Annotated in this window: 20 protein-coding genes; 14 read left to right on the forward strand and 6 right to left on the reverse strand. The window is 68.9% G+C overall.

The genetic code is table 11. From position 1 onward, the window contains the following. Positions 1-12: 12 nt before the first annotated feature. The 11 genes from F4560_RS07935 (at position 13) to F4560_RS07985 (ending at position 9,972) form a co-directional block, all read left to right on the forward strand. Positions 13-1,545, forward strand: a complete 1,533-nt coding sequence (locus F4560_RS07935; protein WP_184918180.1) for a phytoene desaturase family protein — start codon at positions 13-15, stop codon at positions 1,543-1,545. 46 nt (positions 1,546-1,591) lie between these two features. After that, positions 1,592-2,974 carry a cytochrome P450 gene (locus F4560_RS07940; RefSeq protein WP_184918182.1) on the forward strand — a complete coding sequence of 461 codons (1,383 nt, stop codon included), beginning with the start codon at positions 1,592-1,594 and terminating at the stop codon, positions 2,972-2,974. Beyond that, complete coding sequence (locus F4560_RS07945; RefSeq protein WP_184918183.1) at positions 2,971-4,428, forward strand: cytochrome P450; 1,458 nt, start codon at positions 2,971-2,973, stop codon at positions 4,426-4,428. The genes F4560_RS07940 and F4560_RS07945 overlap by 4 nt, the downstream gene beginning before the upstream one ends. Then, a complete protein-coding gene (locus F4560_RS07950) occupies positions 4,397-4,921 on the forward strand; it encodes an ester cyclase (RefSeq protein ID WP_184918185.1) in 525 nt (174 codons plus the stop codon). The genes F4560_RS07945 and F4560_RS07950 overlap by 32 nt, the downstream gene beginning before the upstream one ends. 76 nt (positions 4,922-4,997) lie before the next feature. Next, positions 4,998-5,417: an acyl carrier protein gene (locus tag F4560_RS07955; protein ID WP_184918187.1), complete on the forward strand. Its 420-nt coding sequence runs from the start codon at positions 4,998-5,000 to the stop codon at positions 5,415-5,417. A gap of 6 nt (positions 5,418-5,423) precedes the next feature. Then, positions 5,424-6,509: a 3-oxoacyl-ACP synthase III family protein gene (locus F4560_RS07960; protein WP_184918189.1), complete on the forward strand. Its 1,086-nt coding sequence runs from the start codon at positions 5,424-5,426 to the stop codon at positions 6,507-6,509. 83 nt (positions 6,510-6,592) lie between these two features. Further along, positions 6,593-6,922: a Rieske (2Fe-2S) protein gene (locus F4560_RS07965; RefSeq protein ID WP_221483391.1), complete on the forward strand. Its 330-nt coding sequence runs from the start codon at positions 6,593-6,595 to the stop codon at positions 6,920-6,922. A gap of 71 nt (positions 6,923-6,993) precedes the next feature. Continuing rightward, entirely contained in the window at positions 6,994-7,593 is a 600-nt protein-coding gene (locus F4560_RS07970; RefSeq protein WP_221483392.1) for a flavin reductase family protein, read from the forward strand. Positions 7,594-7,617: 24 nt separating this feature from the next. Next, a complete protein-coding gene (gene fabD / locus F4560_RS07975) occupies positions 7,618-8,568 on the forward strand; it encodes an ACP S-malonyltransferase (RefSeq protein WP_184918191.1) in 951 nt (316 codons plus the stop codon). Positions 8,569-8,711: 143 nt separating this feature from the next. Beyond that, complete coding sequence (locus tag F4560_RS07980) at positions 8,712-8,891, forward strand: hypothetical protein (RefSeq protein ID WP_184918194.1); 180 nt, start codon at positions 8,712-8,714, stop codon at positions 8,889-8,891. A gap of 514 nt (positions 8,892-9,405) precedes the next feature. Then, a complete protein-coding gene (locus tag F4560_RS07985) occupies positions 9,406-9,972 on the forward strand; it encodes an RNA polymerase sigma factor (RefSeq protein WP_184918197.1) in 567 nt (188 codons plus the stop codon). On the opposite strand, the gene F4560_RS07990 is transcribed toward F4560_RS07985, so the two are convergent. Next, positions 9,916-11,151 carry an amidohydrolase family protein gene (locus F4560_RS07990; RefSeq protein WP_221483395.1) on the reverse strand — a complete coding sequence of 412 codons (1,236 nt, stop codon included), beginning with the start codon at positions 11,149-11,151 and terminating at the stop codon, positions 9,916-9,918. The two genes, F4560_RS07985 and F4560_RS07990, sit on opposite strands and share 57 nt — an antisense overlap. A 115-nt stretch (positions 11,152-11,266) precedes the next feature. Here F4560_RS07990 and F4560_RS07995 point away from each other — a divergent pair, with 115 nt between their 5' ends. Continuing rightward, a complete protein-coding gene (locus F4560_RS07995) occupies positions 11,267-11,896 on the forward strand; it encodes a TetR/AcrR family transcriptional regulator (protein WP_184918199.1) in 630 nt (209 codons plus the stop codon). Positions 11,897-11,935: 39 nt separating this feature from the next. On the opposite strand, the gene F4560_RS08000 is transcribed toward F4560_RS07995, so the two are convergent. Continuing rightward, positions 11,936-12,223, reverse strand: coding sequence for a hypothetical protein (locus tag F4560_RS08000; RefSeq protein ID WP_184918202.1), 288 nt, complete (start codon positions 12,221-12,223; stop codon positions 11,936-11,938). A 627-nt stretch (positions 12,224-12,850) separates the two neighbouring features. Between F4560_RS08000 and F4560_RS08005 the strand changes: the two genes are divergently transcribed. Both F4560_RS08005 and F4560_RS08010 read left to right on the forward strand, forming a co-directional pair. After that, positions 12,851-13,738, forward strand: a complete 888-nt coding sequence (locus tag F4560_RS08005; RefSeq protein WP_184918205.1) for a helix-turn-helix domain-containing protein — start codon at positions 12,851-12,853, stop codon at positions 13,736-13,738. A 448-nt stretch (positions 13,739-14,186) separates the two neighbouring features. After that, on the forward strand, positions 14,187-16,424 hold the full coding sequence (locus F4560_RS08010) for a rhamnogalacturonan lyase family protein (RefSeq protein WP_246477753.1): 2,238 nt from the start codon (positions 14,187-14,189) through the stop codon (positions 16,422-16,424). A 96-nt stretch (positions 16,425-16,520) separates the two neighbouring features. On the opposite strand, the gene F4560_RS08015 is transcribed toward F4560_RS08010, so the two are convergent. The 4 genes from F4560_RS08015 to F4560_RS08035 form a co-directional block, all read right to left on the reverse strand. Then, entirely contained in the window at positions 16,521-17,801 is a 1,281-nt protein-coding gene (locus tag F4560_RS08015; RefSeq protein WP_184918211.1) for an RICIN domain-containing protein, read from the reverse strand. A gap of 35 nt (positions 17,802-17,836) precedes the next feature. Next, complete coding sequence (locus F4560_RS08020; RefSeq protein ID WP_246477754.1) at positions 17,837-19,312, reverse strand: RICIN domain-containing protein; 1,476 nt, start codon at positions 19,310-19,312, stop codon at positions 17,837-17,839. A gap of 213 nt (positions 19,313-19,525) precedes the next feature. Continuing rightward, positions 19,526-21,442 carry a glycosyl hydrolase 53 family protein gene (locus F4560_RS08030; RefSeq protein ID WP_184918214.1) on the reverse strand — a complete coding sequence of 639 codons (1,917 nt, stop codon included), beginning with the start codon at positions 21,440-21,442 and terminating at the stop codon, positions 19,526-19,528. A 38-nt stretch (positions 21,443-21,480) separates the two neighbouring features. Then, positions 21,481-23,601 carry a carbohydrate-binding protein gene (locus tag F4560_RS08035; RefSeq protein ID WP_221483397.1) on the reverse strand — a complete coding sequence of 707 codons (2,121 nt, stop codon included), beginning with the start codon at positions 23,599-23,601 and terminating at the stop codon, positions 21,481-21,483. Between the last annotated feature and the right edge of the window lie 20 nt (positions 23,602-23,621).

Genomic DNA, 23,621 nt, shown 5'->3' on the forward strand with positions numbered 1-23,621 from the left:
GGACGGACCGAGATGGCTGACGCCCTTCCGCAGGCTTTGTCCGATCAGTACGACTGCGTCATCGTGGGCAGCGGGCTCGGTGGCCTCGCTGCCGCCGCGTACCTGGCGAAGTTCGGCCGCCGGGTGCTCGTGCTCGAGCGCGGTGCGGGGATCGGTGGTTATGCCCACCCCTTCGAGCGTGACGGACGCTACTTCGACCCGGCGATCCACGTGGTGCCCGGTGCGGCCGAAGGCGGCACCATCGACACACTCCTGAAGTACCTGGGTGTCCGGGACATGTGCGAGTTCGTCGAGTCGGACTCGCTGTACCGGGTGGTGATCGGCGACACCCAGCTCGACGCCCCGTTCGGCGCGGCTTCGTTCATCGACGCGCACGTGCAGAAGTTCCCGCACGAGGCGGAGGGCATCCGAGGCTTCTTCGCGCTGTGCGAGAAGTTCCTGGAGGAAGCGCACCAGGTGCCGGTGCAGCTCTCGGTCAAGGAGCTCGGCGTGGCGGTCGAACGGTTCCCGACGCTGTTCGCCAACCGCACCCGCACGCTCGACGACGTGGTCAGCCAGTTCATCAAGGATCCCCGCTGCAAGGCGTTCTGCACGGCGGGCTGGCCGTACATGGGCCTGCCGCCGTCGCAGTTGTCCTTCGAGCTCTTCGCGCGGTTCCTGTTCACCCAGATGCACGGCCTGTACCACTGCAAGGGCGGGTTCCAGCACCTGGTGAAGGCCTTCGTGACCGCGATCGAACGGTGTGGCGGGACCATCCTCACCAACAGCCCGGTCACCAGGATCGAGGTGCGCGACGGCCGGGCGATCGGCGTCGAGGTGGCCAAGAGCCCGCATTTCCCGGCTCCGGTGCTGGTGCGAGCGCCCGTGGTGGTCTCCAACGCGGACGCCACCCACACCTTCGAGGACCTGGTCGGCAAGGAGCACCTGCCGACGCCGTACCTGCGGCGGTTGAACTCGCTGCGGCCGTCCATGTCGATGTTCGTCGTGTACGCGGCCAGCACCGTGGACATCGCCGCGATGGGCGGCGCGCACGAGACGTTCATCTACGAGGACCACGACATGGACGCCAACTTCGCGGGCTTCGCGGAGGGCCGGGCGCCCGGCACGGTGGTCGTGGTGCCGACGCTGCTCGACCCGTCGCTCGGGCTGCCGGGGGAGCACCTGGTGACCTCGACGGCGCTCGCGCCGTACGACGCGCCCAAACCGTGGGACGAGCTCAAGCCGATCCTCGAGGACCGCTACCTGGACCTCATCGAGAAGCTGTACCCGGGTTTCCGGGCCGGGCTGACGTTCGTCTCCAGCGCCACCCCGCACACCATGGAGCGGTTCACCCTCAACCGCGCCGGCGCGGCCTACGGCTGGGAGAACACCCCCGCGCAGGCCGGTAGCAAGCGGCTGACGTACACCACGCCGATCGAGGGGCTCTACCTGGCCGGCCACTGGGCCCAGGCGGCGAGCGCCCTGCGCGTGATCGTCTCCGGCAACCACGTCGCGCAACAGATCTTGCAGTCCGAGGGCGTGAGCGAGGTCGGGCCGGAGTGGTGACCCGCACCCCAGTGAGCCCGCCGAACCCGCGGAGTGAGGAAGTCAGATGAGCTTGGCGTTTCGTCAGGAAGCACCGGGGCCCAAGGGTTACCCGGTGGTGGGCACCGGGCCGGACCTGGTCCGGGACCTGGTCGGCACCTTCACCGCGGCCTGGCGCGAGCACGGCGACTTGGTGCAGTTCAAGCTGCCGGGCAAGCGCAAGATGTTCCTGATCGTGCACCCCGACCACATCAAGCACGTGCTGGAGGACCGGCAGCCGAACTACCCCAAGGACCCGTTGTCGGTGGGCAAGTTCGAGCCCTTCGTCGGCCAGGGCATGTTCACGTCGAACGGCGAGTTCCACTTCCGCCAGCGGCGGATGGCCCAGCCCGCGTTCAAGGGGTCCCGGATCTCCGCCTTCGGGCCGGCCATGGTGCAGTCCACCGCGGACCTGATCGAGAGCTGGCGGCCACTGGCCGAGCGGCGCGAGACCATCGACATCACTCCGGAGATGATGCGACTCGCGCTGACCATCGTGATGCGAACCCTGTTCAGCACCGACGTAAGCGCGCGAGCGGGCGAGATCGCCCAGGCGGTCCGCACCTGCAACGCGTACACCAACACCAGGTTGCAGCGGTTCGTGGAGCTGCCCGAAGCGTGGCCGTCCAAGGCGCGCAAGGAGTTCCTCGTCGCGCGGGCGCTGCTGGACAAGTTCGTCTACGGCCTGATCGCCGACCGCAGGCGCAGCCGCGAGCAGCACGACGACCTGCTGTCGAGGTTCTTGAACGCCAAGGACGAGGGCAGCGGCGCGGGGATGACCGACAAGCAGTTGCGCGACGAGGTGGTGACGATCTTCCTCGGCGGTTACGAGACCACCGCGCTGTCCCTGGTCTGGGCGTTCTCGCTGACCTCGCGCTACCCGTCGGTGGAGCAGCGGATCAGGGCGGAGGTCGCCGAGGTGTGCGGTGACCGCGAGCCGTTGGCGTCGGACCTGCCGAAGCTGAAGTACCTGCGCCAGGTGTTCGCCGAGGTGCTGCGGCTCTACCCGTCGGTGTGGACGCTCTCGCGCACGCCGCTGGAGGACGACGTCATCGGCGGCTACCACATCCCGAAGGGCTCGCAGGTGTTCATCAGCCCGTACCTGATGCACCGGCACCCCGAGTTCTGGACCAACCCGGAGGGCTTCGACCCGGGCCGGTTCGTCACCAGCGCCACCGGCGGCGCGCCGCTGTACGCCTACATCCCGTTCTCACGGGGACCGCGGCTGTGTCCGGGCTCATCGGTCGCGGTGCTGGAGGCGCCCCTGGTGATCGCCCGGATGTTCCAGGACTACCGGCTGACCCTGGCGCCGGGGCACGTGTGCGAGCCGACCTCCAACGTCTTCCTCTACCCGCGCGGTGGCATGCCGATGCGGATCGAGCGTGCGGACGCGGTGGCGGGTGTGCGATGAGCGGCTTGCGCCCACTGCCGCCGGGGCCGGCGGGTCACCCGGTGCTGGGGTCGGCCATGGGATTCCGGTCGGACCCGATCACCACGTTCCGGAAGGCCTGGCGCGAGTACGGCGACCTGGTCCGGTTCCGCGGCCCGGTGACCGTGTTCCTGGTGGCCAATCCCGAGTACCTCAAGCACATCCTGGTCGACCACGTCGACATGTACCCGCACCCGGACGACTTCAACCGCAAGATCAGCGTCTCGGTCGGCAAGGGCCTGGTCACCTCGGAGGGTGACGTCTGGCGTCAGCAGCGCCGGATGGTCGCGCCGTCGTTCCGCCGGGAGCCGCTCGAACGGTTCGCGAGCGTGATGGCCGACGCGGCCGAACGCATGCTGGACCGCTGGGCGGCGCTGGCGGCGAGGGGCGAGGGGATCGACGCCCGGTCCGAGACCCAGGAACTGACCCTGGAGATCCTGGCCCGCTGCCTGTTCCGGGCGGACTGGTCGGCGCAGGCCGCCGAGATGGGTGACGCGGTCGCGGTCCAGCTGGAACACCTCAACCGCAAGCTGATCGCGGTGGTCGACCTGCCGGAGTCGGTGCCCACGCCGGCCAACCGGCGGTTCGTCAAGGCCAGGGACCTGCTGGACAAGACGGTGTACGCCCTCATCGCGGAACGGCGTGCGACCCAGGTCGACACCGAGGTGCCGGACCTGCTGTCCATGCTGATGGCGGCGGCCGATCCGGAGACCGGCCACCTGATGACCGACCAGCAGCTGCGCGACCAGGTGATGACGCTGTTCGTGGCGGGTCACGAGACCGTCGCGACCACGCTGTCCTGGATCTGCTACCTGATGTCGAAGTACCCGGAGGAGACCGGGCGGGCCAGGGCCGAGGTGTTCGAGGTCATCGGCGACCGCAAACCGACCAAGGACGACCTGCCGCAGCTGAAGTACCTCAAGCTGTTCATCGCCGAGGCGCTGCGGTTGTACCCGCCGCTGTGGCAGGTGGCCAGGATGCCGTTGCGGGACGACGTGATCGGCGGCTACCGGGTGCCCGCCGGGTCCTTCATGCTGCTGAGCACCTACCTCACGCATCGGCACCCGGACTACTGGGACAACCCGGAGGGGTTCGACCCGGAGCGGTTCGACAAGGAGCGGTCCGCTGGCCGGCCGAGGTTCGCCTACGTGCCCTATGTCGGCGGTCCCCGCAACTGCGTCGGCCTGGCGTTCGCCAACATGGAGCTGACCATCGTCACCGCGTCGATCCTGCAGCGGTTCCACCTGGACCTGGTGCCCGGCCACCCGATCGTGATGCAGCCGGACATCTCCTTGCGCGCCAAGCACGGCATCAAGATGACGTTGCGGAAGACCACCGCGCCGAGCACCGCCGCCCGACTGGCCATTGTGGATGACAAGGAACGGGAGAACAGTGAGTATGTCTGTGAGCACGCACACCGACTCGGCCAAGGCTGACACCTACCGGGAGATGGCCCGCCGCTACATCGAAGAGGTGTGGGACAAGAACAGCGTGGAGACCGAGGAGGAGCTGCTCGCGGACGACTGGACCGACCACATGCCGCTGCCCGGCTGCCCGACCGGCCGGGCCGGACACCGGCAGGCCGTGCAGATGATGCACGACATGGCCCCGGACATGCGGTTCACCCTCGACGAGATCGTCGTGGAGGGTGACCTGGTGATCGACCGGTGGACCGCGCGCGGCACGTTCACCGGCAAGCCGATGTACGGGTTCCCGCCCACCGGCAAGAAGTGGACGATGACCGGACTCGACCTGCACCGGGTCCGGGACGGCAAGTTCGTCGACCTGTGGCACGAGGAGAGCACGGCCGCGCTGGTCGAGCAGCTCGGCATGGCCCCGGAGCCGGGCACCAGCGGTCTCGGCATCATCAAGCTGACCGCCCGCAACGTGCTGCACGTGGCCAAGTACAAGATCCGCGGCGGCCGCTGAGCCGAACCTGTATCCGGCGCCGGTCAGCCCGGATCTATTGACGTAGAAGGCAAAGAGTCACATCGGAGGAAAAGCAATGATCAGTCGTGACCAGGTGACCGAGGCCGTCCACTCCTCGGTCGAAACGGCCCTTGGTGTCGAGGCCGACGAGGTGACCGCCAGTGCCACGCTGCTCGACGACCTGGGCGCCGAGTCGATCGACCTGCTGGACATCCTGTTCCGCATCGAGCGGGCGATCGGCGTCAAGATCCAGGCCGCGGAGCTGGCCGAGTACGTGCAGGGCGGCATCCCGGACGATGAGTTCGGCGACGTCAACGAGATCGTGACGCCCACCGGACTCGCGCAGCTCAAGAAGATCATGCCGCAGATCGACCAGGACGCCCTGGCCGGCAAGCTGGCCGCGGACAAGGTGATGAGCCTGTTCACCGTGGACAACCTGGTCCAGCTGGTCGCGACCCGGACGGAAGCCGCGGACACCGTGTCCGTCGGCGCGTAGCCTCCGATGGGGGTGCACATCGTCGGCACCGGCGGGTACCAGCCGGGCGAACCGATCCTCACCAGTGAGATCGAACGCCTGGTCGGCCCGCTGCCGGACGATGTCCGCGAGGGCTTGTCGATCGACCAGCGGTTCTGGATGATCGACCCGCTGACCGGGGAACACCGGGAGAACAACTCGGACATGGCCTACAAGGCCACCGTGCAGGCCCTGGCGGCGGCGGGGATCGAGCCCGCCGACGTCGACCTGCTGATCCTGTCCACCGGTACCCCCGACTACCCGCTGCCACCGGTGGTGAACCTGGTGCAGGAACGGTTGGGCATCGCCGAGTGCGAGACCCTGGAGATCCGTTCCGGCGGCGCGGGCGCGGTGCAGGGGATGGAGATCGCCCGGATGAAGCTGGAGCGCGGGGACTGCGGGAACGCGGTCGTCATCGGCTCCGAGGCGATCTCGCCGGTGCTCGCACCGGTCTTCCTCGGCAAGGACCCGTACTCGATCCGGATGCGGGACCGGATGCCGGTCTACATGTTCGGTGACGGCGCGGGCGCCATGGTGCTCAAGGAGTCCAGCACGCCGGGCGGGCTCCTCGGCGGCGTGAGCCGTTGCATCGGCGGCCTGCGCAAGCCGGGGATCCACTCGGTCGGCGGTGGCACCCACGCGCCGATCCACGAGCAGGTCGCGGCCAAGCGGCTGGTCGACCTGAAGGTGGACGTGGTCGGAGCGGGGGACTTCACGCCGGTCATGGTCACCAGGGCGATCAGCGACACCGTGCGGCAGGCGGGCATCGACATCGCGTCGGTCGACCTGTGCCTGGTTCCCGAGGGCAACGTCGGCTGGATGCTGGAGTCCCTCAAGGAGTCCGGCTTGGACACCGCGGAGTGGAAGGCGCTGGACGGGCGCATCATCGACAGTCTTTCGGTGATGGGCGCGGTCGGCAGCGCCGCGGTGCCGCTGTTCCTCGACGACGCCTGGCGCGACGGTCGCGTGGCGCCCGGCCGGCGGGTGATGCTGGTCGGTGTGGAGAGCACGAAGTGGATCTACGCGGGCGCGGTGGTCGACTGGACCGCGCCTTCCCCCGTCGCCGCACCCTGACGGCGATCGGACCGGTGGCCGGCTCGGCGACCTCTCCCGAGCCGGCCGTCTCGTCTTCCGCCACGACGAAATGAGTGACCGCAGTGACTGTGCCAGAGGTGCGCGTCGCGCACATCGACGACATCCCGCCGGGGAAGCTGCTGACCAGGGAGGTCGACGGCAGCAAGGTGCTACTGGCCAATGTGGACGGTGAGATCTGCGCCGTCGGCGCCGAGTGCAGCCACGAAGGCGCGCCACTCGGCGAGGGCGAGCTGGACGGCGCCATGATCGAGTGCCCGTGGCACTTCAGCAGGTTCTGCCTGCGCACCGGCGAGGCGCTGGACCCCCCTGCCATGGACCCGGTCGACGTGTTCACGGTGGACGTGCGGGCGGGTGAGATCTTCGTCAGCAGACGGGAAATGGCCCAGGAGTGAGCACACCGGACGTCGGCTGGAGACGTCCGCGCTCCGGCAGGAAATCGGCGACACGAGCGGGGTGGGCGTAGATGACTGGCTGGTTCGACGGCACCGCCTCGGTGGGAACCGTCCCGCCCGACGCGACGATGATTCTCGGCCACCGGTTCGTGGCCGCTCCGACGGCACAACCGGACCCGGTGCCCGCGCCGGGCTTCACCTCACGGCAACTGCGCGATGTCATGGGCCAGTTCGCCACCGGGGTGACCGTCGTGACCATGCCGGGCGAAGACGGCCCGAGCGCCGTCACGGTCAACTCGTTCACCTCGTTGTCGCTGGACCCGGCCCTGGCCATGGTCTGCCTCCGCACCCGGTCCCGGAGCGCGACCGACCTGCGCGCGGCGGCCCGGTTCGCGGTGAACATCCTCGGCGCGGGCCAGGCCGAGCTGTGCCGGTTGTTCGCCTCGTCGGACCGGCCGTCCGGGCACCAGGCGTTCGCCCGGGTCCCGCACCGGATCGGCCGGACCGGGGCGCCCTTGCTCGACGGCACGGTCGGCCACGTCGAATGCCTGCTGGAGAGTCAGGTGCCGGTGGGTGACCACACCATCTTCGTCGGCGCGGTGCTCGCCATCGAGGCCGGCTCCGCCGACGGCCCACTGGTCTTCCACGGGGGCAAGTACTTCACCACTTGAGCACGGACTAGCGATCGGAAGGTCATGACTGGTACCGCATTGCTGTTTCCCGGCCAGGGATCCCAACGCGTCGGGATGGGACTCGATCTCGTTGAGCGGCACGGCGACCTCGTGCGCGAGCTCTACCGAACGGCGGACGAGGTGCTCGGGTTCGGGCTGTCCGAGCTGTGCTGGCACGGCACCGCGGAACAGTTGCGGCCGACCGAGATCACCCAACCCGCGGTGTTCCTGACGAGCATGGCGTTGCTGCGGATCGCCCAGGAGCGCGGTCTGGCCCCCGACGCGGTCGCCGGGCACAGCCTGGGTGAGTACACCGCACTGGTCTGCGGGGGCGCGCTGGACTGGGTGGACGCGCTGCGCCTGGTGCGCAGGCGGGGTGAGCTGATGGCCGAGGTGAACAGCCGCACTCCGGGCCGGATGGCCGCGATCGTCGGCCTCGACGCCGACCAGGTGGACGGGCTGTGCGCGCTGGCGAAGGCCGAGCACGGGCTGGTCGAGGTGGCGAACTACAACGAGCCGGGGCAGACCGTGGTGTCCGGTGTCGAGGAGGCGGTGCTTGCGGTCGTCGCGGCGGCCAAGGGCTCCGGTGCGACCAAGGTGGTGCTGCTCGACGTCGGCGCCCCGTTCCACTGCTCGCTGATGCGCGATGTCGAGGACGAGTTCGCGGCGGAGTTGGAGCGGGTCGTCGTGCGGGACCCGGTGGTGCCGATCGTGGCCAACGTGACCGCGGACTACGCCCGCACAGCGGCGGATGTGCTGGGCAACCTGCGCAGCCAGCTCACCGGCGCGGTCCGGTGGACGGAGACCATGTTCCGGCTGGCGGACGCGGGGATGACCCGGTTCGTGGAGGTCGGTCCCGGCCGGGTGCTGACCGGTTTCGTCCGGGCGGCGCTGCCCGATTCCGAGGTGCTGCCGACCGGCGACGTGCGCAGGCTGGATCGGGCGCTGAGCGCGTTGGCGGCCACCGTGGCGTGATCATCGGCCTTGTCGAGAACCCTTGCCGGTGCCACGATTGCTGTGGTGGTGGCCTCGCTGCCCGACGAGTGAGCAGGCCGTGGTGCTTACCCTGTGAGTATCGCCAGGCGGCAGGCTGACGAACGCAGGAAGTCTGGTGTTGTATGAACGACCGATCCGATCTGGGCGACCCGCTGCTTGACCGACTCAAGCACGCCGTCGGTTCGATGCCCGATTCCGTGCTCCAGGACGCGTTCGACGTGTTCAAGCACCGGCCCCAGCCCACGCCGACCCGCCCGCGTGCCTTCGCCGCCTGGCTGGGAACATGGTTGCGCCGCTCCTGAAGCCCGTCGAGGGAAGGCCTTAGCACAGATACGCCGCGCTTGTCATGGCGCATGTGCTGATCGGTATCCATTGACAACAACGTGCAGCGCACCCGAATCGCGCGGTTCGCTCTGGGTGCGCTCGCCTTCACTCTTGGTCGGCCCTGCCGGTCCGGCCTGTGGCCTTGGCAGGGCTCCGTTTTCCATGATCCGCAGCTAGACGCCCGTAAAAGCGCACTCGGCCGAGTCGGATGACGATTCACATTTCGGTCCGGCGGTGTGCGGCGGGTGGGGAGCGGTCCCCGGTTCCGCCTGAACGTGACCACTTTATGCAGGCCCGGACGCCTCCAGTGGCCCACAAACGGCGTTCCGGTCCCTGTAGTGTCGCTTCTCGAAGCGGGACGTGGAACGAGGTGTCGACGGTGTTGCGTCGCTTCGCGTCAGCGGTGGGGTGGGTCGATTTCTTCGGCTGAAGAGATTATATGGACCTCGCCATGCGTGCGCATGTCCGGATGGCAGAGAGAAGCGGGTAACAATGCCCAATTCGACAGTTGATGAGCTTGTCGAAGAATGCCTTGTCGGTAGCCAGGCGGCCTGGAACGAGTTAGTTCGCCGTTACGCCCCATTGGTGTGGGCGATCGCCCGCTCGCACCGTTTGTCGAGAACGGACTGCGAGGACGTCAGCCAGGCGACGTGGATGCAGGTGGTGAAGCACCTGACCAAGCTCCGCTCGCCCGACCGGTTCGCCGAGTGGCTGGCCGTGGCCGCGAAGCGGGAAAGCCTCAAGCACCTGCCGCGAGTCGCCCGGCACGTGCCTTCCGGGGACTCGACGGCATTCGACCGGCTCGACGAGTCGGCGCCGGACCCGGAGGCGGCCGCTGTCGGCCGGGACCGGGACACGTTGGTGCTGCGCGCGTTGCAGGACCTGCCCGCCAGGGACCAGGCGCTGCTGGGCCTGCTGATGTGCGACCCACCGCGTAGCTATGACGAGATCAGCGCTGAGCTGGGTATCCCGCGAGGGTCCATCGGCCCGTTCCGGGCCCGCTCACTGGTTCGGCTGGAGCGCAGGCTCCGCGAGCTCGGCGACGACACCCTCGACTGAGGCGTTGCGGTCGACGCCGGCCACCGGCACGCCCGCCCGCCAGATCGCCACGATGGAGCGGGTCGCGGTGATGTCCGCGGCGGGATCGCCGTCCACCAGCACGAGGTCCGCCCTGAGCCCGGGCGCGATCCGGCCCCGGTCGGTTAGCCCGAAATGCGCGGCGGGGGAGCTGGTCGCGGCGGCCAGCGCCTCGACCGGGCTCAGGCCCGCGTCCACCAGGCAGACCAGCTCGCGGTGCACGCTCGCGCCGTGCACGACCGGGAACGATCCGTGCGGCCCGTCATTGGCGTCGGTGCCCGCCAGCAGCGGCACACCGGCCTCGTACAACGCGGCCGAGGCCCGCTTGGCATTGCGATAGATGTGGGGCATCGGGGGCATCATCGGCATCGGCTTGCCGACCGCCGGTCGGACCGAGTCCGGCAGGTAGGGGCCGATCCGCGGGTCGGCGGCCAGTTCGACGCCGGCGTCCGATCCGGTCATCGCCTCCACGAGAGCCAGTGTGCCGATCACGAAGACGCCCGCGGCCGCGGCGGCCTTGGCGATCCGCGTGCTGCTGCGCTCCACCACGTCCTGGTCGGTGCTCGGCGAGACGTACATGTGCGCCAGGCCGTCCACGCCCGCGTCGATGGCCAGCTCGGCGGAGTCCAGCGAGATGGCGTGCGCGATGGTCTTGATCCCCGCAGCGTGCGCCGCGGCGACCAAGGCCCGCACGGTCGGCCGGTCGAGCGCGGGGATGTCCATCCCGAGCTGCGCGCCGTCCTCGATGAGGATCTTCAGGTAGTTCGAGCCGTCCGCCAGCCGGGCGTGCACGAACGCCTCGGCGTCGTCGGGGCCGGCTACCGTGGGGAACGGGCCGAAGACGGGGCCCATGATCTGGCTGGGGTGCCCGTTCGGAGCGGTCGCGCCCACCCCGGCGCTGCGGATGTCCGCGACATCGTCGCGCGTGCGGGCCTGCTCCTTGGAGTCGGCGGACGTCCGGTCCGTCGAGAACATGTCGAACTCGGTGGTCACGCCGAACCGCAGTGCCTGGGCGAGGCCGCCGGGGAAGACGTGCGTGTGCGCGTCGATGAGACCCGGTAACAAGGTCCGGCCCGCGCCGTCCACGATCTCCGCGTGCCCGTCGTGCGCAGCGGCCGGGGTGACCTGTTCGATCAGGCCGTTTCGGATGACCACCGTCATCCCCTGGAGCATGCGGGTGCCGTCGAACACCCGGACATCGCGGATGACCGTCGGGCGGTGGCGCGGCTTTATGGTACTGCTAGTTCCGGAACTCATGGTTCCGTATGATGGCACCATGCCGCATGAACCGCAAGCTCTCGGCAGACCGCGGGACGGCCGGGTCGACCGCGCCATCACCAGCTCGACCCAGGCGGTGCTGGCCGAGGTGGGGTACACCGGACTCACCGTGGAGGCGGTCGCCGCCAGGGCGGGCACCAGCAAGGCGGCCATCTACCGCCGCTACGGCAGCCGACCGGAGATGATCTTCGCGTCGGTCGTGCACGGTCTCGACCTGTCGCCGCCGCCGGACACCGGGTCGCTGCTCGGCGATCTGCGCGCGCTGACCGCGGAGATCGCGGAGAGCCTGTCTGTCCCGCCGCCGGACGTGCTTCCCGGGCTCCTCGCGGACAAGCACAAGGACGCGACGTTCGCGGCCACCTTCGTCAGCGAGTACGTCGACGTCGAGCAGCGTTGCCTAACCGAACTGCTCGATCGGGCCGTGCGCCGGGGCGAGCTGAGCCGCAGACCCGATCCGACCGTGGTGCACGCCCTGTTGCTCGGCCCGATCTTCGCCCGGTTGTTCCTGCTGTCCACGACCGACGACGAGGCCAAGGCGGGCATCGCCGCGTTCGGGTTGCTGGTGGCCGAGCACGCCGGGGCGTCGTTGTGCGCGCTGTTCGGGCCATGCCCCGGGCGCGACGCGTAACGGCAGGTCGCGGCGGCCGTCGAAGTCCGTGCTGAGCGCTCAGAAGCCCAGTCTGGGTTGCAGCTCCTGGAGGACCGCGATCATGCCGAGCAGGTGCTCCTCGCTGTGCGCGGCGTTGATGGTCAATCGCAGGGTCGAGTGCGTGCGGACGGGAAGACGTCGATCGGCGCCCGGTAGCCCCGGTAGCCCCGGTCGACCAGCGTCGGTTCGGTCGCGGTGAGCAGCCGGATCGAATGGGGTCGCGGTGGCCGGCGACAGCTGCCCGCCGAACATCGGGCTCGGGTCGAGCGCCTCCAGCGCGGTGATCGCCTCACCCGGGCCGGCCACCACGCAGCCGGTCAGCCCGAGGGTGCGATCGAGGGAGCCGTTTGTCGCGCGCGCCCTCGTCCGGATCGGCCCGAACCGGCCGGAATCCGCCGGAACCGTGCGGCTGGTGGAGCCGTTGGCGTTCCTTGGCGTTGATGTCCTTTTAGGACCGTAAGGCGCGTGGTGCGCACCGGCCTCGTCCGGGGCGGCAATTGAGCACCGCCCCCGCAGAATGCGATCTCTATTCACATTGTGTGCGGCCGGTCGCCTCGCCGGCCTGGTCCAACGCGATCGGGGTGCACTCGACTAAGTGCGTGTTCGGCAGCAGTGGTTGACATACGTACACCGTAAGTACATAGTGAGCAGGGTGACTTACAGCGTATGTTGCAGGGTGGGGCGGGTTTCGGGGAGAGCGCCGCCCACGCGCTGACCGGCCCGCACGTGCGAGCCGGCCGCTCGGATCGAGCCCTGTCGGCACAGCCCACGAGCGGTGCCAAATGGGTCCTGCGGGGTGCCGATATTCCACTCAACGGGGATCCGCGTCGATTCTGGCACGCGGGGGACAAGCGTCCTCGGCTGCGCGAAAACGGCCGCCGAACACAGCAATCCGTAATACCTGACAATGAGAATCCCTGGGGGGGACCCCTGATGTCGAACAACCGCATGCTCGCTGTGAGCGAGCCGTACCACGCCGTGAACGGCAATGGCCGAGCGGTGCGTGCTGCGAGTCCGTCGGGTCTGAGAGCGCTGTCGCCGGTGGCGGCGGTGGCGGCGCCGTCGCAGGACAGCGTTGCCGACGGATTCCTTGAGCAGACGCTGCAACTGGCGCAGAACCTGATCAGCTCCGCCATCTGCGCCTACCGTGACGAACCGCGTTCCGGGACGGCGGATCGGGACACCGTGCGCGAGGTGATCCGGGCGCTGATCGCGCGCCCCGAGAACACCGTGCGCTGCGTGGTGGCGACCGAGTGGCTCGCCATGGAGATCATCGACGTGGCCGGCGAGCTGCCGGACCGGGGGCGCGTCGAGATGCTGTGCGACCGGTCGGTGGTGGACGCGTTCATGGACGCGAAGCTCCGTCGGTTGGACCGCTGTGAGGCTCGGATCGCGCCGAAGTCCATGCCGGAGATGATCCTGGTCAAGGGCGCCGCGGCGATGTGCAGGAGCAGGTCCCACGACGGGGAGATGCCGTTCTTCGACTGCCCCGAACTCCAGGAAGTGCTGTACAGCTTCTACCGCAATGCCTGGCGGCTCGCGCCTGCCCTGGGCGCCTACCAGGACTTCACCTTGATGTACAGCTGCGACCAGACCCGGCAGATCCTGAACATGTTGTCCAAGGGGTACAAGGACGAGGTCGCGGCCAGGCAGGTTGGGGTCTCGGTGCGCACCTATCGCAGGTATGTCGCGGACCTGGCCCACACGCTGGGGGTGCAGTCGCGCTTCCAGATCGCCGTGCGGGCGGTCGAGCTCGGTTTGATGGATCGCGGTGAGGACGCGAGCGGTGGTCAGGACGGACCGTCCGCGAGGCTGAACTAGTGCCGCGTCGCCGGAACGTCGACCCGGTGATCGGTGTGGTGGGCTGAAGGGGTGGCTGGCCGGACGGCAACGTGGCCGACGGCCTCCCGCCGCCCCTTCGCGAGGCGTGAAACGATACAGCCTACTTGCGAGTACGTGGTCGGCACGAAATTCGCAACGCCCGGGTAACCCTGCCGGGCGGCGAAACTTTATCGGCAAGACTGTTGACACCGGGTCAGCACCGTTCGTACGGTCTGATCTACCGCCGTGGGTTGCTCGAAAGCACATGAGGGGACCGACTGCGGGACCGTCACCTGGATAGCGCTTTCCACGGTGGCGTCCACGCGGCGGTTGAATCGTTTCATTGATGACGGCAGCGTCATCGTCCGAGCTTCACGCCATAGGGACACAACAGACCATTTCTGGGAGCGCTCCCAGGAATGCACGAGCGAATGGAGCAATGGTGCTCATGAACTCGCGGGTGCGCATGGTCGCCGCCGCTACGGCGATCAGCGCACTGACCGGCGGCCTAGTAGTGGCGGGAGTGGCCTCGGCCGCTCCGGGCTGCAAGGTCGACTACACGGTGCAGAACAAGTGGCAGGGCGGGTTCACCGCCAACGTGATGATCACCAACCTGGGCGACCCGGTGGACGGGTGGCGACTCGCCTGGGCGTTCCCCGGCTCGGAGCGCTTCGGCCAGGGGTGGAACGCGACGTTCGACGCCTCCGGCGCGAGTGTGACAGCGTCCAATGTGGACTACAACCGGCAGATCGCCACCGGTGGCACGGCGACGTTCGGCTTCAACGGCACGATGACCGGTGACGCGGTCGGCGTGCCGACGACGTTCACCCTCAACGGCACCACGTGCACGGGCGGCGTCGACCCGACGACGACCACCACCACCACCACGACTACAACGACCACGACCACCACGACGACCACCACGACGACGGGCCCCGGCCCGGGACCTGGTGATCCGACCGGCCGCAAGCAGGTCGAACGGCTGGATCGCGGCGTGATCAGCGTCCGCTCCGGATCCGGCAACCTGGTCAGCTGGCGGCTCCTCGCCGGCGACCCGCAGAACGTCGGGTTCAACGTGTACCGGGGCAGCGCCAAGCTGAACTCCTCCCCGATCACGTCCTCGACGAACTACCTGGACAACGGCGCGGCGGCGGACTCCTCCTACACCGTCCGCGCGGTGGTGAACGGGACCGAGCAGGCGGCCTCTCCGGCGTCGCTCGGGTTCGGTTCGGGCTACCGGGACGTGCCGATCCAGTCGCCGGGCAGCACGTACGTGGCCAACGACGCGAGCGTCGGCGACCTGGACGGCGACGGCGACTACGAGTTCGTCCTCAAGTGGGACCCGACCAATGCCAAGGACAACTCGCAGTCGGGCGTGACCGGCAACGTCTACATCGACGCGTACCGGCTCGACGGCACGCGGTTGTGGCGCATCGACCTGGGCCGGAACATCCGGGCGGGCGCGCACTACACCCAGTTCCAGGTGTACGACTACGACGGTGACGGCAAGGCCGAGGTGGCGATGAAGACCGCCGACGGCACCCGTGACGGCCGGGGCACGGTGATCGGCAACGCCTCCGCCGACCACCGCAACTCCGGCGGCTACATCCTGACCGGGCCGGAGTTCCTGACCATGTTCAACGGTCAGACCGGCGCCGCCATGTCCACGGTGAACTACGACCCGCCGCGCGGCAACGTCTCTTCCTGGGGTGACAGCTACGGCAACCGCGTCGACCGCTTCCTGGCGGGCACCGCGTACCTCGACGGCGCACGCCCGTCGCTGATCATGGCCCGCGGCTACTACACCCGTGCGGTCATCGCCGCCTGGGACTTCCGCAACGGCGCGCTCACCAAGCGCTGGACGTTCGACTCCAACGCCACCGGCAACAGCACCTACGCCGGTCAGGGTAACCACTCGCTGACCATCGGCGACGTCGACCAGGACGGCCGCGACGAGATCGTCTACGGCGCCGCGACCATCGACGACAACGGCCGAGGCCTGTGGAACACCCGGTTCGGCCACGGCGACGCCGCCCACCTGGGCGACCTCGACCCGTCCCGGCCGGGCCTGGAGTACTACAAGGTCTCGGAGAACAGCAACCAGCCCGCCACGTGGTTCGCCGACGCACGCACCGGCCAGGTGCTGTGGCGGACCGCTGCCGCCGGTGACAACGGCCGCGGCGTGTCGGCCGACATCTACGCCGGCAACCCCGGTGCGGAATCGTGGTCGAGCGCGGACAGCCAGATCCGCGACATCCGCGGCACCGGCATCGCCCGCAAGCCGTCGTCGGCGAACTTCCTGCTCTGGTGGGACGGCGACCCGTCGCGCGAGCTGCTCAACGGCACGTACGTGGACAAGTACGGCACCGGTGGCGACACCCGCGTGCTGACGGGGGCGGGCGTGCGCTCCAACAACGGCAGCAAGTCGACCCCGGCCGTGAGCGGTGACATCCTGGGCGACTGGCGCGAGGAGGTCGTGTGGCCCACCACTGACAACCGGGCTCTGCGCATCTACTCCACCCCGAACCAGACCGACCGACGCATCCCGACGCTGATGCACGACACCATGTACCGCGTCGCCATCGCCTGGCAGAACACCGCCTACAACCAGCCGCCGCACCCGAGCTTCCACATCGGCGGCGGCATGGCCACCCCGCCGTGGCCGGACGTGCACTACGCCGGCTGACCCGCGACACGGGCACTCCGAGCGTTGAACGCGGGCGATGACTTCCAGGTGGACCAGGAAGTCATCGCCCGCACCCATTACTCCTCAACCGGCGCTTCAGCCCCGTAGTCGGCTGAAGCGCTGGTTGGCGCTCCCGTTGTAGGTGTACTGGGAGATCCGCGCGCCATCCGCGGTCGACTTCGCCCACACGTCCATGGCCAGACCGGACTGCCGGTTGACGAGGCTGATCACGTCGCCGCCGTGGTCGACCACGCGCCATTGCTGGCTCGTGGCGTTGGTGTCGGGCTGCTGCGTGATGTCGGCCCCGTTGCTGTTGCCGGAGACCTGGAGGACCAGGCCGCTGTGCCGGGCCTTGACGCGGACGTGGCCGTCACCGGTGTCGATGAACTCGAACTGCTGGTTGGGCCGACCGTTGGGGGCCCACTGGACGAGCCCGGCCCCGGCCGCGGTGGACGCTCCGCTGACGTCGGCCGCTTTGCCGCTGTGCTGCGCCACCAGGCTGTAGGCGGACGAAGTCGAACGCAGCGAAGAGGCGAGACCGATGCCTTGGTCACGCAGGGCCCCGGCGACGACCTCCGCGATGCGGGCCGCGCCGGCCGCCTCGAAGTGGGTGTGGTCGTTGCAGAAGAACGCGCCGACCGCGCCCTGGCTGTAGTCGCCGTTGTTGGGGCACAGGCGCAGCGAGTTGTACAACGCGATGCTGCGCTGGTGCAGGTCGATGACCGGGACCTGGTCGACCTGCGCCTGGGCGATGGTCTCGTTCACGAACCCGCGGGTGGCCACCGCGGTCGAACCGGAGCAGCGGATCGCCGACACGGGCGTCACGTAGACGGGCTTCACACCGCGTGCCTTGGCCTCGCGGGACATAGTGGACAGGAGCTCGCGGTAGCGTGCGGTGCCCACGTGGCGTGGGCAGTTGGAGTCGCCGTCGTTGATGCCGAACTGGATGATCAGCCAGTCGCCGGACTGCATGCCGTTGGTGGAGAGCATGGTCGCCCAGCGCGAGGCGTATGTGCGAGGGCTGACGACGCACTCGCCGGCGGAGTCCTTGGTGCTCTTGACGTTCGTCTCGTAGAGCCAGGTCTGGATGCTCCGACCGCCCATGGCGTTGTTGACGACCGTGACGTCGTCGTTGAACAGCCGGTCGAACTCCCGGCCCCAGCCGACCGGGCACGTGCTGCTGCCGTTGGCCATGGTCGAGTCACCGGCCAGCCACACCTTGAACGGCGCGAGGGCGGCTCCCGCCCCCGAGTCGGCCTGCGGTGCCGCGCACAGCGCGGGTGCCGGCGTGGCCTGCGCCGGAACCACTACGGCCGCCATCGCGGCGAAGACGGCCGCCGCGATGGCCAGGCACCGGTTTCGTGGAGATGTTCTCATCGGTCCTCCATGTCGTTATCGGCAGAATTGCGACGTCAGCGGACCTGAGTCGATGGGATGACGCCCAGCCGGACGGCCTCGTCCAGCACCAGGTTCGACATGGCGGTTGCGCCGTATTCGGAGAAGTGCGTGTTGTCGCCCTTCTCGCGGGTCAGGAACAGCTGCTCGGACGGCGTGACGCCGAGTTGCTGGACCAGGTTGGCGGACAACGTGGTCAGGTCGATCAGCGGAGTGCTCTGCGCCCGCGCGACGGCCTTCATCTCGTTCGGCAGGTTGGCGCCCACTCCGTTGATGTGCCAGGCGGTTCCGGTGAGGCGACCGGACGAGTCGAACAACCGGCGGACCGGCGGCGTCACCAGCACGGGCGTGCCGCCCGCCGCGCGCACGTCGCGGACCATCCGGGTGAGGTTGTCGCGGAACGCGGTGGCCGAGGTCTGCTTGTCGTTGTGGCCGACCTGGATCATGACCGTGTCGCCCGCGCGGGTCTGCGACCGCACCGCGGGGAACAGCGTCGAGTTGGACAGCACCGAGCCGGAGCTCTCGCCGGAGTCGGCGTAGTTCGCCACCGACAGGCCCTCGCGCAGGCGGGCGGGCAGGGTCTGGCCCCAGCCGGTGTAGGGGGCGACGCTCTGGTCGCAGACGGTGGAGTCGCCGACCAGGAACAACGCCGGCGGCCTGACCTGCCTGACCGTGACCGCCACGACCGATGGCGAGCGCCCGTCGAACACGAGGTTCAACCCCGGCGTGCCGGTGCCGGCCTGACCCGTCGGCTGACCTTCGGGGTTGCGCACGTTGACGGTGACGACCCGCTCGGCGAACTGGCCCGCGCCGGTGTCGACCGCGGCGAGCACCCGGCGTCGGGCCTCGGCGGTGATGCCGGTGTTGGCCGCACGGGACGAGCTGCCCAGCCGCACGGTCACGTCGTAGTGGCCCGGCGCCACGTCGTAGCGGCAGGTGATCGGCCCGGTTCCGGTGCAGCCTGCCGGCAGCGGGTCACCGGGGACGGCGCCGAGCCGGACGAGCAGCCACTGCTGGTTGGCGCCGCCGTTGACGTCGTACTGGGAGACGCGCGCGCCGTCGGCGGTGGACCTCTCCCACACGTCCAATGCCTTGCCGCTGTTGCGGTTGACGATCCCGACGTGGCCGCTGTCGGTGTCGACCAGGCTGAACTGCTGGTTGGTGGCGTTCCTGTCGGTCCACTGCACCACGTTCGCGCCGTTGGCCGTGGAGGCGGAGGCGATGTCCACGACCTTGCCGCTGTGACGGGACTTCAGCCGGTAGTACCCGCCGCCGGAGTCGACGAACTGGAACTGCTGCGCGGCCGAGTCCGTTCTGGTCGACTGCACCACGGCGCCGCCATCGGCCGTGGACTGCACCTGCATGGCCTTGCCGCTGTGCCGGGCGACCACGACGTACGTGGCGGTGGTGTCGACGGTGGCTGCTTGAGCCGAGGGTGCGGTCGGCGCGAGTGCGGCGACCGCGCCCAAGACGAGAACCAGTGCCGATCGCATGACCGCACCGCATGACGACAATGTCATATGCGTGCCCTTCGCCGGAGTCGACCTGGCGGTCGGGCCGCCAGGTCGAGAGGATATTTCCAGCGAAAGAGTTGCGTTGAATTCGGGCTGTCGTCAATGGCGGCATCTCGTATGGGAGTGACCGTCGAATACATTCGACGGTCACTCCCATACGAGATGAAACGGTATTCGAGAATACTGCCCCGGTCAGTGGCCGCCGCGTCCGGTTACGACGTCGATGACCGCGGTGACCGGTCCTGCGTCGGTCATGCCGGCGACGGTCACCTCACCCGGCTTGTCGGTCGCGCCGGCCGGCAACGGCTGCCAGCGGACGGGGATGTGGGTGATCTTGTCGGTGGCGGTGGTGAGCAGGTGGACGGAGGAGGGCAGCCTCGGAGCGGCACGCACCCCGGTGGCGGTGTGGACGGTGTCCTGGAGGATGTGCTTGGCACGGCTGGCGTTGAAGACGTTGATGGACGCGTGCGGCTCCCACGTGTTCGTCAGTCCGGGCACGGCCCGGAACATCGTCTGGTAGCCGACCGGCTCCCACACGAGCACTCCGGCGCCCTTGTTGTCGACCACGTCGTTCGCGGCCTGGAAAACCCGCTGGATGGCGTCCGCTTGACCCTGGATCGTCCGGGGGAAGGGCGAGTTGGGCATCGGCGAGCCGTCGCCGCCGGAGGCCGGGTAGGCGGTTTCGGCGATGTCGATCTCGTAGTCGGGGTATGTCGTGGCCATGGTGTTCAGGTTGATGTCGAGCGCCTCGGGCGTGCCGTGCCACTCCGAGTAGTACGAAATGGCCAGCACATCGGGGTTCTGGCCCTTCGCCTTCACCCGGGTGAGGAACTGGTGCCAGAACTCCATGGTCTTGGCGAGCCGGTCCTTGTTGACGATCACGTGGATCTCGACCTTGGACTTCGGCGACGCGTCGCGGACCGCCTTGATCCCGGAGGCGGCCAGGGTCGTGAACCGGTCCCACGCCTGGTCGTAGAGCTGCTGTTCGACCGCGTCGGTCGAACCCCAGTACTTCCACAGCAGGCCACCGCCGGGCTTCGACTGGTAGACGTCGGCCTGGTCGACGAAGTACGGCGGGTTCACCGTGCCGATGAGGGCCGCCTCGCTGCCGTACATGAAACCGTTGATGATCTCGTTGCCGACCGCGACCTTGTCCGGCGTGGTGCCCTGCCGGACCAACTGGCGCAGGTGGTCGGCGGTGAAGTCGTACACCGCCCGGTTCAGGTCGTCGAACTCCAGCCCGGCCCAGGCGCGCGGCTTCGGCTGCTTGCTCGGGTCCGCCCACGAGTCCGCGTAGTGGTAGTCGATGCCCAGGCCCATGTCCCGCTGCTTGATCCACTGCGCCGAGGTCAGCGTGCGCTGCGGACCCTGGCGCGGCACCGCGTTCGGTTCGCCGGTGCTCTCGCTGCGCGGCTCGTTGAACACCCGCAGCCGGGCGTACTGCATGCCACGGTCCTTGACCACGTCCAGCTGGTGCGGCCCGGCGCCCCGGTCTGCGGCCAGGGGGTCGACCCAGTACTGCCGGTCCTGGTGGTCGTCCACCCAGGACAGGTCGGCGCCGAGGACGAGGTCGTCGCGCAGGTAGTTCAGGACCTGGATCTCGCTGACACCGGCCTGGGCGTGGCCCGGCACACCCGTGAACGTCAGCCGGACGTAGCGCGTCGCCGGCCGGGTGAACAGGTGCACCTCTCCCCGCGACGCGGCCCGGTTGTGGGACTTGTCGGCGATCGTCTTCCACCGGCGGCCGTCGGATGAAGCCTCGACGACGTACCGGTAGACCACACCGCGTTCGGGGAACACCACCTTGACCTTGCGCAGGTTGTCGTAGGCGCCACCGAGGTCGACGGTCAGCCACTGCCGCGCGCCGGCACGATCGGGGCGCCAGGATGTCGCCGGGTCGCCGTCGATGGCCAGCCCGGCGGTCGCCGAGCCGCTGGCCGCCGTCGCCGAAGACCAGGGCTTGGCGGCGATGTTGCTCTCGATCGGCTTGATGTCCGCGGTCCCGAACGTGGCACCGGCCGGCCCGGCCACCACGAGCAGCCCTGAGGACACCAGGGTGGCCACCGTTGTCAGGCCCACGAGGACGCGGGCCGGACGTCTGCTGTTCATGTCCTTCTCCTGACGGTGTTCCATGCGTCGGCGGACGGCTAGGCGGTGTCGAGGCGGTCGATGTTGGCCAGGCCGTCGGCGGTGGTGGGTTCGAGGCGGACGGTGTTGCTGCCGGCGTTCAGCGCGGCGGTGAGGGACTTGGTGCTCCAGGTGCTCCAGCCGCCGGTGACCTCGAACGACACCGTGCCGACCGTGGTCCCGTTCACCACGACGTTCGCCGGTCGCGCGGCACCGCTGCTCGCGCCGTTGGCGTACCGCACCCCCAGCGTCGCCGTGCCCGCCTGCGCCGCGTTGACGGTGAACTGGACGTACGCGCCCACAGCCGCGGTGCCGTTGCAGAACCCGGTTCCGGTGAAGCCCGTGTGGTTCGAGTCGATCGTGCCCTGGCACACCGCCGGCGCGGTCTCCGCCTCGTAGCGCTGTCCCACCGGTGTGGTGCCCCCATCGGTCCTCACGAGCGAGAGTTGGTCGACGATGACGCCGCCCGAACCCGACGCCCGCACGGTGACGGTGGCGGCTCCGCTGGGTAGCGCGATGCCGGTGAGCTCGCGCTTGGCCCAGCCGCTCGACGACGGGATGCTGAGGGTGCGTTGGCTGCCGTTGGCGCCGGTGATCACGACCTGTCCGGCACTGCCCCGAGCGTGCGAGGACAGGGTGTAGGTGCCTGCGGGCACCGATTCGATCCGCTGCTCGACGCCGCCGCTGTTGCTCATCTGGAGGGCGAAGCGAGACCCGTTCACACCACCGTTGACGTTGGTCACCGAACCGCCGAGGTTCCGCCATCCCCGCACACTGGAGACGATGATGCGGTCGGCCTGGATGTCGGGGTTGAGGATGTAGTTGTTCGCCGGACCGACGCGCCACTCACCGGTCGTGACGTTGAACTGCCACTGGCTGACCGAGTGGAACTGGGGCCGGGCGCCGGTCTTGGTGATCGGCACCCACTGGTTGTACCCGATGCCGTTCCAGGCGAAATCCGCCCAGCGGTCGCCCGCGTAGATCACCGTGTTCTGCTTGGTGCCCCTCACGGTGACGAAGAACCCGGTCTGGGTGACGTGGCTGTAGTCCATCTCGGTGCCGGACAGGACGTACTCACCCGAGTAGGAACCCTGGACGGTGCCGCCGGTCGACTCGTTGACGTAGTTGACCGAGGTGTTCCAGCCGTGCAGGGCCGAGGCGGCGTGGTAGTACTTGCCGTCGAGCTTGAACATGGCGTTGCCCTCGCGGCCGTCGCCACGGCGGATCTCCACGCCGGGCTCGATCCGCAGCGAGTCGGACTCGCGGAACTTGCTGACGAAGCCGCGGGAACGTCCTTCGCGGTTGGAGAAGATCAGGTAGTCCTTGCCGTCGTCGTCGGTGAAGACGGTCTGGTCGCCGGTGCCGGTCGTCGGCGAGTTGACGACCTGGCCCTGGAAGTAGCCGTAGGTGAAGTTGCTGGTGGGGGTGTTGCCCTGGAGGAGCAGCACCCCGTGCGCGCCTCCGACGTAGGCCTGCACGGCGAGCACGTACTTGCCGGTGTTCTCGTTGTACGCGACCCCGAGCCGCCCGAGCCACCCTGTCGAAGCGAGGGTGTTGCCGTTGTGGATCGCGGTCGAGCGCGTCGCGACCCGGTTCTCGAACTTCCAGTTCACCAGGTCCTTGGACGAGTACACCGGGATCGACACGACCGAGACTTCGCCGTCGTACTTGCGCGTCGGGTTGGCCCGGTAGCTCTCGGCACCGCGGTAGTGCACGCCGTACCAGTAGTACGTGTCACCGAACTTGAAGACCCCGCCGCCCTGCGAGTAGATGGGGTTGCCGCTGGTGTCGTTCCAGAAGGTGTTGTTGGTGATGGTCTGGAACGTGCCCTCGTCCGCGGCCTCCAGGTCGCCGGCGGCGGTGACCACGGCCGTCTTCGCCGCGGCGGCTTCCGCCGTGCTTGCCGAGGGGCTCTTCGCGACGTCGTCCGCCGTGGTCAGCGCCTTGGCGAAGGGCTTCCAGGAGTCGGTGGTGTACTTGGTCGGGATGCGTGTCCGGTAGTCGGCGACCGTCTTCTTGAGACCGTGGGGATCGTCCGCGGCGTCCTCGACGCCAGGAGCGTCCAGGGCGGCCGGTGCGACCGCGGCGGCCGGTGCGGTTTCGGCGACGGGCTGTGCCGCCGCCGTCATCGATTGCGGCATCAGCACTGAGGCGAACAGCA

This window comes from Saccharothrix ecbatanensis (assembly GCF_014205015.1).
GTDB lineage: Bacteria > Actinomycetota > Actinomycetes > Mycobacteriales > Pseudonocardiaceae > Actinosynnema > Actinosynnema ecbatanense.

Coding starts and splice junctions, on each gene's coding strand:
- F4560_RS07935 (WP_184918180.1), top strand. CDS start 13: ATGGCTGACGCCCTTCCGCAGGCTTTGTCCGATCAGTACGACTGCGTC.
- F4560_RS07940 (WP_184918182.1), top strand. CDS start 1,592: ATGAGCTTGGCGTTTCGTCAGGAAGCACCGGGGCCCAAGGGTTACCCG.
- F4560_RS07945 (WP_184918183.1), top strand. CDS start 2,971: ATGAGCGGCTTGCGCCCACTGCCGCCGGGGCCGGCGGGTCACCCGGTG.
- F4560_RS07955 (WP_184918187.1), top strand. CDS start 4,998: ATGATCAGTCGTGACCAGGTGACCGAGGCCGTCCACTCCTCGGTCGAA.
- F4560_RS07960 (WP_184918189.1), top strand. CDS start 5,424: ATGGGGGTGCACATCGTCGGCACCGGCGGGTACCAGCCGGGCGAACCG.
- F4560_RS07970 (WP_221483392.1), top strand. CDS start 6,994: ATGACTGGCTGGTTCGACGGCACCGCCTCGGTGGGAACCGTCCCGCCC.
- fabD (WP_184918191.1), top strand. CDS start 7,618: ATGACTGGTACCGCATTGCTGTTTCCCGGCCAGGGATCCCAACGCGTC.
- F4560_RS07980 (WP_184918194.1), top strand. CDS start 8,712: ATGAACGACCGATCCGATCTGGGCGACCCGCTGCTTGACCGACTCAAG.
- F4560_RS07985 (WP_184918197.1), top strand. CDS start 9,406: ATGCCCAATTCGACAGTTGATGAGCTTGTCGAAGAATGCCTTGTCGGT.
- F4560_RS07990 (WP_221483395.1), bottom strand. CDS start 11,151: ATGACGGTGGTCATCCGAAACGGCCTGATCGAACAGGTCACCCCGGCC.
- F4560_RS07995 (WP_184918199.1), top strand. CDS start 11,267: ATGCCGCATGAACCGCAAGCTCTCGGCAGACCGCGGGACGGCCGGGTC.
- F4560_RS08005 (WP_184918205.1), top strand. CDS start 12,851: ATGTCGAACAACCGCATGCTCGCTGTGAGCGAGCCGTACCACGCCGTG.
- F4560_RS08010 (WP_246477753.1), top strand. CDS start 14,187: ATGAACTCGCGGGTGCGCATGGTCGCCGCCGCTACGGCGATCAGCGCA.
- F4560_RS08015 (WP_184918211.1), bottom strand. CDS start 17,801: ATGAGAACATCTCCACGAAACCGGTGCCTGGCCATCGCGGCGGCCGTC.
- F4560_RS08020 (WP_246477754.1), bottom strand. CDS start 19,312: ATGCGATCGGCACTGGTTCTCGTCTTGGGCGCGGTCGCCGCACTCGCG.
- F4560_RS08030 (WP_184918214.1), bottom strand. CDS start 21,442: ATGAACAGCAGACGTCCGGCCCGCGTCCTCGTGGGCCTGACAACGGTG.
- F4560_RS08035 (WP_221483397.1), bottom strand. CDS start 23,601: ATGCCGCAATCGATGACGGCGGCGGCACAGCCCGTCGCCGAAACCGCA.